This window comes from Chamaesiphon sp. OTE_8_metabat_110, from assembly GCF_031382685.1.
In the GTDB taxonomy this organism is placed as follows: Bacteria; Cyanobacteriota; Cyanobacteriia; order Cyanobacteriales; family Chamaesiphonaceae; genus Chamaesiphon.
In genome coordinates this window covers 1-12,734 of record NZ_JANMZA010000191.1, presented here as the reverse complement: position 1 = coordinate 12,734, position 12,734 = coordinate 1, and the positions used below count along the sequence as shown (strand labels likewise).

The 12,734-nt window shown below is 46.0% G+C and carries 11 protein-coding genes and 2 tRNA genes; 8 read left to right on the top strand and 5 right to left on the bottom strand.

The genetic code is table 11. The annotated features are described in order from the left end of the window. Nucleotides 1-327, top strand: a 327-nt coding sequence (locus tag RMO52_RS07020) for a hypothetical protein (RefSeq protein ID WP_310412248.1), incomplete at its 5' end; no start/stop codon positions are given. A 105-nt stretch (nucleotides 328-432) separates the two neighbouring features. On the opposite strand, the gene RMO52_RS07015 is transcribed toward RMO52_RS07020, so the two are convergent. Further along, nucleotides 433-1,656: a PQQ-dependent sugar dehydrogenase gene (locus tag RMO52_RS07015; RefSeq protein WP_309742162.1), complete on the bottom strand. Its 1,224-nt coding sequence runs from the start codon at nucleotides 1,654-1,656 to the stop codon at nucleotides 433-435. Nucleotides 1,657-1,926: 270 nt separating this feature from the next. Here RMO52_RS07015 and RMO52_RS07010 point away from each other — a divergent pair, with 270 nt between their 5' ends. Further along, a complete protein-coding gene (locus RMO52_RS07010) occupies nucleotides 1,927-2,856 on the top strand; it encodes a putative 2OG-Fe(II) oxygenase (protein ID WP_310412244.1) in 930 nt (309 codons plus the stop codon). A gap of 57 nt (nucleotides 2,857-2,913) precedes the next feature. Here the strand turns inward: RMO52_RS07010 and RMO52_RS07005 are convergent, their stop codons facing one another. Further along, entirely contained in the window at nucleotides 2,914-4,194 is a 1,281-nt protein-coding gene (locus RMO52_RS07005) for a hypothetical protein (protein ID WP_310412241.1), read from the bottom strand. A 140-nt stretch (nucleotides 4,195-4,334) separates the two neighbouring features. Next, entirely contained in the window at nucleotides 4,335-5,612 is a 1,278-nt protein-coding gene (locus RMO52_RS07000) for a DUF2252 family protein (RefSeq protein WP_310412238.1), read from the bottom strand. Nucleotides 5,613-5,783: 171 nt separating this feature from the next. On the opposite strand from RMO52_RS07000, the gene coaE reads away from it, so the two are divergent. Next, nucleotides 5,784-6,365, top strand: a complete 582-nt coding sequence (coaE, locus tag RMO52_RS06995) for a dephospho-CoA kinase (protein ID WP_310412234.1) — start codon at nucleotides 5,784-5,786, stop codon at nucleotides 6,363-6,365. 159 nt (nucleotides 6,366-6,524) lie between these two features. Here the strand turns inward: coaE and RMO52_RS06990 are convergent, their stop codons facing one another. After that, the gene (locus RMO52_RS06990; RefSeq protein WP_310412231.1) at nucleotides 6,525-6,860 is read right to left on the bottom strand and encodes a 30S ribosomal protein PSRP-3; all 336 of its coding nucleotides are present in this window, start codon (nucleotides 6,858-6,860) and stop codon (nucleotides 6,525-6,527) included. A 190-nt stretch (nucleotides 6,861-7,050) separates the two neighbouring features. On the opposite strand from RMO52_RS06990, the gene RMO52_RS06985 reads away from it, so the two are divergent. After that, nucleotides 7,051-7,827, top strand: coding sequence for a TIGR01548 family HAD-type hydrolase (locus RMO52_RS06985; protein WP_310412228.1), 777 nt, complete (start codon nucleotides 7,051-7,053; stop codon nucleotides 7,825-7,827). Here the strand turns inward: RMO52_RS06985 and RMO52_RS06980 are convergent. Further along, nucleotides 7,828-7,908, bottom strand: a tRNA-Ile gene (locus tag RMO52_RS06980). A 124-nt stretch (nucleotides 7,909-8,032) separates the two neighbouring features. Between RMO52_RS06980 and RMO52_RS06975 the strand changes: the two genes are divergently transcribed. From RMO52_RS06975 to RMO52_RS06960, 4 genes are all read left to right on the top strand, one after another. Continuing rightward, nucleotides 8,033-8,106 (top strand) — tRNA-Val (locus RMO52_RS06975). A 145-nt stretch (nucleotides 8,107-8,251) separates the two neighbouring features. After that, a complete protein-coding gene (gene xerC / locus RMO52_RS06970; RefSeq protein ID WP_310412226.1) occupies nucleotides 8,252-9,364 on the top strand; it encodes a site-specific integrase in 1,113 nt (370 codons plus the stop codon). 622 nt (nucleotides 9,365-9,986) lie between these two features. After that, nucleotides 9,987-10,253: a hypothetical protein gene (locus tag RMO52_RS06965; RefSeq protein ID WP_310412224.1), complete on the top strand. Its 267-nt coding sequence runs from the start codon at nucleotides 9,987-9,989 to the stop codon at nucleotides 10,251-10,253. A gap of 146 nt (nucleotides 10,254-10,399) precedes the next feature. Continuing rightward, nucleotides 10,400-12,734, top strand: a 2,335-nt coding sequence (locus tag RMO52_RS06960; RefSeq protein ID WP_310412221.1) for a phage/plasmid primase, P4 family, incomplete at its 3' end; no start/stop codon positions are given.

Genomic DNA, 12,734 nt, shown 5'->3' with positions numbered 1-12,734 from the left:
TATAGCGGGACGATTGCTGGCAACCTATTCAAATTGGATGGCCCTTTCGGCGATCGCAAGTATACGCTGGTTACGCGCGGCGCGATCGCATCATCTGCAAATGGCTCGAAGATCGACTTACAGATGCGTCCTGCCACCTGGCTCGTCGTCTCAATTCTACTAATACTGAGTGCGGCACTGGCGTTCACATTGTCAGCAAATTTAGATCTGAGCTTTTCGCTCGTGCCAATGCTGGCGGTTTATGGCGTAGTCATGTTCGGTTGCTTTAACGAAGCCTCGATTATCGCTAGATTATTTCGCGATCTGCTCGGACATGTGCCAAATTAATCCTAAATGAACAAATTGGGATAACTGTTCCCATCCCCAATCGTATTAGCCGATCTCATCGATCGATAAACAGCAAGTCAATTTGAGATATGCTATCTCCAGCCCTTATGAACTAGGCACTAATCGGATAATGCGATCGCCACCCGCGCGACCATCACCATAGCCATCATTATCCGAAGTCGTAATATACAAGAACCCATCTGGCCCTTGCTTGACATCCCGCAACCGTCCATATTGCTGCTGCAATAGCTGCTCTTGTCCGACGACTTTTATCCCATCGAGCGCCACCCGAATCAGAGAGCGACCGCGTAAATTGGTAAAAAAGAAATTGCCCTGCCATCGCGGAAAACTTTTCCCAGTATAGAAGGTCGCGCCAGATGGTGCGATCGCGTCTTGATAGAGCAACAGCGGCGGTAACTGTCCTGGAGCCTTGCGATCGTAACTGATATTCGGCCAACCGTAATTTTTACCCGCCTCGACCACATTGACTTCATCCCCACCTTGGCGACCATCATAGCCTGATGGGCCATGCTCGGTTTGAAAGATCGCCCCAGTTTTGGGCTGAATGGCGATGCCTTGAGCGTTGCGGTGTCCGAATGAAAAGATTTCAGGACGTGCGTCGCTGCGTCCGACATAGGGATTGTCCTTGGGTACAGTACCATTATCATTGAGTCGCAGGGTTTTGCCGTTAAGATTAGTCAGGTCTTGTGCGCGTTTGGGTTCGCCGCGCTCGCCCAATGTGATGTAGAGTTTACCATCTTGTCCGAAAGCCATTCGCGACCCAAAATGATTCCCCGCCGCCGTTCCTGGTACGCCGGGGAAAATATCCAGTTTTGCGGTCAATCCTGTATCAGTCAGTCGAAACCGAGAGACGCGAGTTTGCAGCAGGCCGCCATTTCCTTCGATCGTGTAGGCGAGATACAGCCAGCGATTTTGGCTAAAGTTGGGATGTAGTGCCAAATCCATTAGTCCTCCTTCACCCCGAGCAGCAATAGTGGGCAATCCTGGTATAGGTTTGGGATCGAGCTTGCCATTACGAATAATCCGCAATCGACCGGGGCGTTCGGTCACTAAAATAGATCGATCGGGCAAAAATTCGATCGACCACGGCACTTCCAAGCCCTCAGTGACAGTTTCGACTCTAAAAGACTTCGCATTGGTCTGGGCAAAGGTTTGAGACTGAGATGATTTAGGAATATTGGGTGAAGGTACGGCATCTAAAGCTGAAGAAGCTTGTGGTTCGGATGTACAGCCACCGATCGAGATCGATACTACACACAATAAACTCGATAAAGGCAACCGAAGTTTCAGAAGAACTAGTCTGAGCATAAATAAAGCCTAAGCGAATGCAATGCACTAGCTTTATTTTGACGGATCTAGTGGTGGTTCTCATCTCTCTATTAACCGATCGACAGACATCCGCTCGATTCTCCTTCAGAGAGGCTTCGCCAACGAGTCCGAACTAACTTGGGCAGGTGGGAAAACTCAACATTCGATCTCGCTCCTAATTTTTGTCGTAAATTGTGCTATGCGAACAATTCATGTATAATCATAACAGCTTTGTAGTTTTTCCTAAAAGTTACACAAAAAGAATAAATTTTGAAAGCTGTCGAACAGCATCAAGTAGGTATAGTCGTGAATGTCACCGATCTGACCTCTGAATATGTAAAGTATGGGTGTGTCCGTCTCCCAAAGCTACTTGACGATGATACTGTTCGAGTCATAGCACAGGAATCGCAAAAATTATTAGCAGGAGAATCTCAGCAGCTTGAGAAAGCAGTAAAATTCTTCGATCGTCAAGAATGGGAACCCTTGTTGTGGACAGCGACCCAAAATGTAACGATTCTTTATGATATTTTAGGTCAGTCACCCCAACTAGACCAAGCCCTAGAATCTATTCTCGCAGATCCGATCGTAGATCGACTGTTACTTGATGTTCTTGGCCAGGATTATAAAATGTGGCTGGTTCAGATCCGCAGAGCAAATCCCGGCTCAGGTTGCTTGCGAATACATCAAGATCGTCCGGGGGAAACATGTTTACAAATTCTTTTAGATGATGTCCCATCTCCAGCGGGCAGCACAGTCCTCCTCCCTGGCTCGGATGCTTGGCCACGGATTATCAACTCACTGCCATTTATTAAACCGAAATATATTGCTCCTTGGCTGAGAGCGCTAACTGGGAAGAAAGGAGATATTTGGTTGTTCACACGTACTGTGTGGCATGGTCGTTCTCAAGCTGACTCTAGATCGCAGACAGTACTGATGATGAGTTTCCTACCGGGTTGTGCAGACCAAAATATCGTCATTCCACCACCCAGGATTCTGGAAAAGTTAGGGCCAAAGCTACAGACGGCACTTCATGACAGAATAGATCGATCGGGATCTCAGCTTGCCGCAACCACAGAGTTGCAAAAACTGCTCGAAGCTAATCCCCGCTTTAAATTCTGGAGTCCATGGCAATTGGCGATCGGACTATCCTATCTTTTCTCTTTAGCTCTGTCAGTTTGGCGATTCTTCAAACGATATTAAGATAAAATAGATTGGGAATAGATTTACCAAATCGCCATTCCCAACTAGCTATCGCTTTTACCGTTTGACAAGAATGTATGCTTTAGTATATTCCGGTAATTTGCGCGTATATGCAGCAAAATCATCCTTGTTATCAAACACTCCAGCCAGAAAATCTAATTGATGTAAATTTGGTAAAAAAGCCCCACCTGTATCGGCAATAATTCCCATTCTTAACTGTGGTTTCCCATCGAGCGAATTCTCAGTTACTACGATCCTACCTAAACCAATATTGAGGACATCTCCGGCAAAAGTTACGCCCGGTTTAAGAGATATTTTAGTCTCGATCGTTTGCCCAAATCCTTTAATTGCTGTTACTGGTTTAAAATACCAATATCGCTTTTGTTCGGTTGGCGCTAAACCTTTAATATAAGGAATATTATTGTTGCGATCGACATTAAAAAATGCCGATTTACCATCTGGGAATTTAATCAGGACGGTACCTTGCATTAAAGCTGATTCCAAGCCCTCGCGATCGAGATATGCTAAAGGTTCGACCGTTCCAAATTCTTGACCTTCAGGTTCATAAATATTTTTGAGTACGTCTTGCTTGGTGTATTTCAGCCTAATTCCATCGATGTCGGTACCGGATTTGAGCGCATACAGTCCAGCATTAAATTCCTTAGTAGGAGTACGGGAGCCTCGATGAGTGAATACGGCATATTTAGTCATCCTGACTCGTTTCTCATCTGTTGCCGTAGGATTGAAAGCCGTCCATTGAATCGTCCGAAAATTGCTATTTAAGAATTTTGGATCTTGCAGTCGAATCGGTCGTTTGGCTTTGAGATCCTGTTGAATTGTCAACACCATAAAATCTAGTGTTTTCAAAATATCCGTAACTTTAACTCCTTGAGTACCCAAAATCCCCTCGCGCTGGAGATCTGGATCGCTGTCTAATGTATTCCTAAAGTATTTGCGGGTACTTTTTAAAACTACTAATAAATCTATGGCATTAAATTTTACTTTCGTATTTGGTAAGCTACCCGCTTTTAAAATATCCCGACTCTGCGCCATAAATTGAGGTTGCTTTAACTCATCAATGACTTGATAGTCACCCACCCGAGCGGGAAGTGGCGGGACGATAATTGCTGGAGCTGGTAAGGGTGTAACATTAGGAATTAACGGGTTGGGTGAGGCGAGCGGCGTTGTGGTGTTAATCGACGGGGGCGAAGTCGTGGGTATCGGTGTAACAGGTTTCGGCGTTGCTGGCGTTGCTGGTGTCGATGCTGTCGGTAAATTTCGATGACAAGCACCTAATCCGAGTACCCCAATCCCAATTAATAGTCTGAAATATTTCACGTTAAACTAAATTAAGATACTAATAAGCCCGATTTTTAGACCGACTGAGAAACAGAGAAAACTAAATTTCAGTATAATAAAAGCTATGATAATTTAGTTGTAAAGCATCGAAATCACCTCCCAGATAGACACTATCTAAATTAAGCTAGTTTTTGAGAATCTTGACAAAAAACTTGATAATCTAACTCTACTTGCCGAGCATAAGCATCGGCATAATCTAATACCTGTTGCTGCCATTCCAAACCGTGTCCGAAATCTACAAGATCTCGATCGATTGCCGCTCCTAATTTACCACTACCATGAAGGTGTGCATAGGCAGTAACCTCGCCCATCGTATCGATTAGTCTCTCTAAATCGGACAAACCGATCTTATCAGATTTGAAGGCAATTTTGTCCTCAGTGGGTTGGAGTTCTCTCAATAGATAGCTATCACCACTAAATTCAATAGCAGCCAGTAGTGCTGGTGGTGCCGATTGGACGAGCTGCTGAACCTTCATCACTCTAGCTGCTCGTTTCCATTCAGGTTGTACTGTGAGTAAATATGGCTCTAAGGCGGATGCTGGCTGTTGTTTAAAATCGAGTAAGTAATTGCGATTCTCCAGAGGAGAGGCTTTGCCAACGGGCGAACCTTTCCCTTTTACTAAAATGATATACCGATCGAGTCCCAAACTCCCCGTTCCAGCCACTCGGAATCCCACATCCAAAACCTGAAAAAATTCTGGCTCTGCTTGTGTTTGTGCCCAGGTATCGATCGTCTTAATAATTTCCTGTCGGCGCAAATCGCTAATTGCTAATATTTTGACGCCATCAATTTTCAAGTGACGACGCTCTCGATCTATTTCTGTTCGCTCTGCTAATAGATCGCGTCGTTTGCGACGGCTGACTGCTGTAAGTAGATCGCCAACAATCCCGCGTGCATTAGCGGTATCGATCGCTTTTATCGATCCAGATGCTAGTGTATTTGCATAAGTAGTCAGATAAATTTGAGCTAATTTCGTTTGTCCCGATCGATCCAGCTCTAATAGATCTGTTGCTAGGAAAATACTCGTAACCAAACGGCTAACGTCCCATAGACAAGGCGCTAATGCACCTTCATCAAAATCATTAATGCCAAAATAAATTTGCCTGTCATCACCCTTATACGCACCAAAATTCTCTAAATGTAGATCGCCACAAATCCAGGTAGAGGGAGCTAAATTTAGGCTTGAATTTTGAGGTAGATCTCGATAAAATAAATGACATGTTGCCCTGAAAAATGCCAAAGCACTCTTACGCATTTTGAGATACTTCTGTGGTAGTATCTGGGGATTGCGCTGTCGTTGGCGTAGCCTCTCCCGTGGAGCATCGAACGATTGAATTAGCTGCCAAACATCCCGCGTACTATTCGTATAACTTTGCCCATCATCTCGATCGACCAAAATCCCTTCCTCCCCAACTTATAGACACTTAAGATTCATCAGATTCCAGTACAGACTGCCACAAATATTTACAGCAAAATCATCTAAACGATCGATATAGAGCGACATGAATTAACGATTCGCGCCTCAGTTTCGATGCCCCGATTACAACTACTTTCCAGTCACTAATTTATGCGATTAATCGGCATTACTGGTGGCATTGGTACCGGGAAAAGTACCGTCACCAACTACTTACAAACACAATATCACTTACCAATTTGGGATGCAGATCTCTACGCTCGATCGGCAGTAGCCAGCGGCTCGCCAATCCTCCAGGCAATCGTTCACCGCTATAGTAGCGATATTTTACAGCCAGATGGCACGCTCGATCGACAGCGGCTGGGTGAAATCATTTTTAGCGACTCAGCCGAGCGTCAGTGGTTGGATGCTCGCATCCATCCCTACGTGCGGGCTTGTTTTGAAACCGAGATCGGTCGGCTCGAACTGGATGCTACCGCCATTTTAGCAATTCCGCTCCTATTTGAAGCACAAATGACGGACTTAGTAACAGAAACTTGGGTAGTTAGTTGCGATCCTCCCACTCAGTTAAACCGAATTATGGCACGCGACAGGCTCGATGAGACAGCAGCAAACAGCCGCATCGCCAGTCAAATGTCTCTAGCTGCCAAAATAGCATTAGCAGACGTTAATTTAGATAATTCAACAACCTTAGCAGACCTAAAAAGACAAATCGATCGTCACATCAAACTTTAACTCTAATTCCCACATTTTGTGGCGAACAACGATCTTTAACTTGGCAGGGGTGATGGGAACGTTAAATAGATAGAGCTACTCAAACCCAAGGATAAACCATCCCATCGCTCGATTTTCTAAGCTGCTCGCCACAGATCCGCCCATCCCCAACTGCTAAAATTAGTTGCTACCAGTGAAGATAACTTCGGGAAATTTGGCTTGAGCCTCGGGTAATGGTCTCCCCTTACCTTCCTCTTGCCAATAATTGATGACTTCAGTAGCCTGGTTGAGAATGCCCACCCGATCGAGTTCGGCAATCCAGTGTTTGGCTTCTAATTCGGCTTTAAGTTGTTCCCACGCATCATTGCGCGGCCAGAAAAAATAAGCAGTCAAAGGACTCAAACCTTTGCCGACGACTTGGTCTACAGCTAGGGCGACGTTTTCATCCAACCACAGCACTTTGAGGATAAATTTGGACAGCGTTACTGGTAAGGTTTCGGTAATGGTTTCGGTCATATTTGCTTAGTACTTTGGCACACAATCCATAATTGTACCATCCGTTTGGGCTAGCTAACCATTTCAATTAGTCAAGCTTTGTATTTTATTAGACCCAATCGAGCCTCAATAGTGCAGCGACGATCGACCTTGGTGAGCTTGCTGCTGAGAGTATGGTAAATTTTGAATTAATTTAGTGGCAGGATAGAGCATGAGCGCGATCGTAGTGTTTGATATCGATGGAGTAATTCGAGACGTAGGCAATTCCTATCGTCGCGCCTTAGCCGACACAGTTGCCGAATTTACCAATGGCGCATACCGTCCGAGCGCGATCGACATCGACAAGCTCAAAAGTGAAGGCATCTGGAATAATGACTGGGAAGGTTCGCAGGAGTTAATTTATCGCTATTTTGAGCGTCAAGGACAAACTCGCTCCGGATTAAACCTCGATTATGACAACATCGTTGCCTATTTCCAAACTAAATATCGCGGCACCGATCCGATCGATTGGAATGGATACATCTGTGATGAACCCCTGTTAGTTAGCCTTGACTACTTCGATTCATTAACCGCCGCACAGATCCCCTGGGGCTTCTTTAGCGGTGCGACTCAAGGATCTGCTACTTACATCTTAGAACGCAGATTGGGCTTAGCTGCGCCTATTCTAGTGGCAATGGAAGACGCGCCAGGTAAACCAGATCCGACCGGACTATTGATGGTAGTAGCACGATTGAAATCGAGCCAGGAACTTGCCCGGAGCCAGTCGATCGTTTATGTTGGCGATACAGTTGCCGATATGCACACCATTGTCAATGCCCGTACCCAGCAAAAAAACCGCAAATTTATTGGCGTGGGCGTCTTACCACCCCACATCCTCGCCGATCCCTCACAAATCGCTAGCTACCGCCACAGCTTGCTACAATCGGGCGCAGCGATCGTCATCGATAATGTCACTGCATTGACGCCTACATTAATCGATTTACTTTAATCCAAGGTACAGGAATCGAACCTGTCTAGAGTTTCCTCGCGGATTATGAGTCCGCTGCCTAAACCGATCGGCCAACCTTGGTGATATTGGATTATTTTAGCATCAGAGACCGACAATTGACTATTGAAATTGCCTTAACACCGATTCGACAACCCAGATGGTATTGACTTCCTTGAGTCATCTATGCTATAAATGATGACTGCAAGGACGTATAGCTCAGTTGGTTAGAGCGCATCGTTGACATCGATGAGGTCGCTGGTTCGAGTCCAGTTTCGTCCATTGGTCGGAAAGGAAAGCACTGGTAAGGCTTTTAGGAATCAAACACATCCTAACAGCCGATTTTTTGCGTCTATATACCTGAAAATATGGTGCTGTTTTGGTGGGTTTGGTGATTCTGTTGCCCCACGTTTCGCCCCACAAAATTATGCACATCGAAGAACGAGGAAAGTCCCTCATCATCCGCTGGCGTGTTGACAGCAAGAAGTATCACAAGACTCTGAAGAACCATAACAACCCAATTGGGTGGTCGAACGCCAAATCATTAATGGCATCGATCGAGAAGGATATTCTATCGGGACACTTCGATCCCACGCCCTACACCGATCGGGGCAAGGCTAAGAAGCAGAATATCGATCTCACTGCCAGCGAACTATTCGCCAAGTATGCAGCGCACCGAATGGAAGGGCGGGAATTATCCCACAGCTCGCGAGTCCGATTTAAGGGGATTGCTTCCAAACTCACCCAATTTCTAGGGGACAAGCCAGCGGGAAAAGTTACCCCGGATATCGCCGCCAATGTCATCGCCGCGTGGTCGGAGCAAGCATCGACGCGCACGATCCGCGCTTATCTATTTGACTTGGCGGCGGCTTGGGATTGGGCGCAGCAAGAAGATCTATATATCTTGAGTGACATTAACCCTTGGAATAATTCATTAGATCGACTCAAACGGGTTAAGCTGCCAGCCCCAAAAAAGCCTAAACCCTTCACGATCGCTGAACTCAAAGCGATCGCCCAAGAGTTCCGCAATCATCCCAAGCATTCTTACTATACAGATGCCGCCATTTTTGTCGCTCATACTGCTTGCAGATTTGGAGAGATGGCGGCTTTGCGCTGGCTGAACGTTGGGGCTAATTTTGACACCGTACTATTCGATGCCAGCGTTAGCCGTGGGCACCACAGGGACACTACCAAGACGGGGGAATCTCGGACTGTCATCGTGACTAAAACTGTGGTAGAGATGCTGCGGTCGCGTCACGAACAGACTGACCCCAAGCCTGACGATCTAGTTTTTCCAGCCGTCAAAGGCGGTTATTTGGACGATGATTATTTTCGGGCGAAAGTCTGGAAACCATTACTAGCTAGTTGCGGCGTAGAGTATCGCAAACCGTACAATCTTCGCCACACTGGCGTATCTCATGCAGCCGCTCAGGGGGCTATTTTGGCAGACTTAGCCGCTCAGACGGGGCACAGTAAAAAGGTTCTAATGAACACCTATTTACACGCGATCGATCGAAAGTGTCTGTTTGTCGATTTCTAGCTGGGGCGGGGATGTCTTTACTTACTACAGGTGAAAGGTGTCCCCCCTCTCTTTCTAATAAAACCTCAAATTTTCTAACTGAGTGAGATTACTATACATGCTATACACTATTGGCTCTGAGAAAGGATTCCAGGTATACACACGGGTATACACAGGTATGCACGGGTATACACTCCCAGTCAGACGAAGTATATCTGGTATTTAGTGATATTTGAGGGTATTTAATGATATTTTACGGTATTTTGTTAGTGAATTATACAATGTAAAATCGCAAGTATAGATATTTTCGTCAACTTTGTACTGATAACAAAGTGACACCATACTAGTACCGCAAATGACAATATTATGATATTACTCAGGATTTATGCAACTTGTGACGTTATGGATTAAAGGTTACGACTACTTTATACATACTTGTGATTTTTAACTCTTAGTTGAGAAAAGCGAGTACAAGAGATTCATTTGTGTACTGCTTCTGTGCCGCTCAATATTTCCGAAATGAATATTTTAATGTAGAATAAAAACATGCCTTGCCAGCCTTACCGCATCCAACCAAACAAAAACGAGCAACACCCCGAAAGGATGTCGCTCGACACCAATAAACTTACCCTCATTATCCCCTATGCCTAAGAAGCTACAACCTCCCGACAAATTTAAGTTTATGACCGAACGCTCGATCGTGCGTGAAAAATATGAGCTAACCCGCTGGCAATCCGCCCAACTCCGAGCCAAACTTCCCAAGGGTGTCTACTGGCTCCAAATCGAGCAAGGCGGGCTGATTCAATGGAACTGGACGCTTCTACAGAGCTACTTGCTCAATGGTGCGGATTGTCCCAACCATCGCGCTCTAGTAGAAGAATTCGTGTCCACACTGCCCCAAGCAGCATAAAAAAGTTCCCCCCTTCAGGCCCTGAATCCTGAAGGGGGGAAATGAGCATCCAAGGGGGTGCAAAGTCGAATAAATCTCTTCTTAATATGTTCGATTTTATCACCCTTTTAGATGCTCTGTAAACCCTACAAACATCAGCATCCACCATGAATGACATCCTCACGGGATTAGACAGTATTCAAGAATTCGCGCAACACGATCCCGATCTACTTAGCCTCAATGTCGGACGAGTCGATCTGAGTTGGACGAGCAAGTATCGCGGCGGAGAGGAGATCGAGAACGATGATATCCTCTTCATCCTAGACAAATTAAATTGGGGCGTTAATCGACTGGCTAACGGTCGAATTAATAATTCCACGCTCGATCGCGTCAAGAAAATGATCGGCGGTTGGCACATCACCCCGTTCTATGGTCTAGCCGATCGCGCCCAAATAGAGTATTTCCGATTCAAGCCCGAAAATCCCCCAGCAGATTGGAAGAAACCAGGGAAGTTCAAAAAATATCTAGGGGCTGAAGGTGAATCTCCCCGCGCCTATTGCCCCAACGTTACCGAAGCGATTTGGGCGGCTATTGCGGCTCGGTATGCGGTCGAGAAGACTGGTAGTGATTTCTGGGAATGGATTCTAGATCATCCAGAGATACCCGTGATTATCACCGAAGGCGAGAAGAAGGCTTACGCAGGTTTAGCGGCTGGATATGCAGTCGTCAGCCTTCCTGGTATCGATTGTGGGTATAAATCATCGTCTAGTAACGATGACGGCTCAGACCGTTGTTTAGCCTTAATTCCCGACCTTCAAACTCTGGCAACAGGCGAACGGACTATTTGCATCGCATTCGATCGAGATGCCAATCCGAAACGAGTTAATGAGGCGCGGAAGAAGTTAGCGCGGTTATTTGCGGAAGTGGGCTGTGAGACTCGATCGATTAAGTGGGAAGAGAAATATAAGGGGTTGGATGATTTCATTTTCGGAGCGGGTCGAACTGCCCTAGACAAGGCGATCGAGTCCGCACAGGACATCACCCCCAAAATTCAAGAGGAGGGCGAGAAAAAGGATAAAACCCCCTCAGCCTTGGAAATGTCCAAGAAAGTGTTTAAGGATTTGTTCAAAAATGTCATCCGCTTCGATGCCAGCGTCAAACAGTACTGGCGGTATGACGGGAAAGGAAAGTGGGTAGTTTGCTCTAACGAATATGTTTTCTGTGAGGTGCGGAAATATTTAGAGGAAACCATCCCTAATTTCTCCCCTAGCTACGTCCGCAATGTCATTGAATTCGCCATCGGAGAGATTTTACATGAGGGTTGGACGGAAGCCTCTAACCTGCTTTACATGCCCTTTGCCAATGGAGTGCTAGAGCTTAAAACAGGGCAACTCCTAGACCACTCCCCAGATTACGGCTTTACTTGGCAACTACCTCGCCCTTATTCGGCGATCGCGGCTAGCTGGGGAAAGATCGACGGGTTTCTTGATGAATTAACAAATAAGAATCGGCAATTAAAAGACATCGCAATCGCCTTCTGTAATGCGGTACTGGTTGGACGCTCCGATTTACAAAAATTTCTCTACTTGTTTGGCAGTGGTGGCAATGGGAAAGGAGTATTTTCTAGCCTGTTAGAGATGTTAGTAGGCAAAGAAAACACCCACTCGACATCGATTAAGGACTTGAATGAAAACCGATTCGAGGCGGCAAATCTGAAGGGTAAGCGGCTGGTTCGGATGAACGATGAAGACAAGCGGGTCGGAGGTTTGAGCGTATTCAAATCGGCTACGGGAGGCGATCCGATCCGCTACGAACGAAAGGGAAAGGATGCTAATAACTTCATCTTCAAAGGAATTGTAGTAGTAGCGGCAAATAATCCTACGTTTGTCGGCGATTCTAATTACGCCATCAAGCGGCGTAAGGTCGATTTCCCCTGTCTATTCCGACCAACTGAAAGCCGCGATCTCATCCCAGAATTTGAAGCCGATTTAACGGCTTTTACTACCTATCTGTTATCAATCCCTGATGATTGGGTCGAAACTACCATCAAGGGCGCGGGTAATGTTCAAGCCGTCAAAGATCTTAATTGGCAGATGACGATCCGTGAGGACTCGATCGCGGCGTTCTACGATGAGAAACTAATCATCGACCCCAACGGCTCCGCTAAATGTGGCGATCTTTACAAAGCCTACGGGGTATTTTGTGAAGATTCAGGCTTGAAACCTAAGAGTATCAACAACTTCACCCCGTCGCTAATCGAGCTTTGCAACGACAGCCTAAAGCACTCGATCGAGCATAAGAGGACTAGTGCGGGGAAAGTCATCAAGGGGTTACGGCTGCGGGAAGCTTGGGAGTTTGAAGCCGATTCCGAACCCAAAGAGGAGGAATCTACACTTACTACAGATGAAAAGTGTCCCCCCTCTCTAGTAATAAATAATTCAAATTCTTCATCTGAGTCAGATTACTATACATCCCCTACACTATTGGCTCAGGAAAAGGATT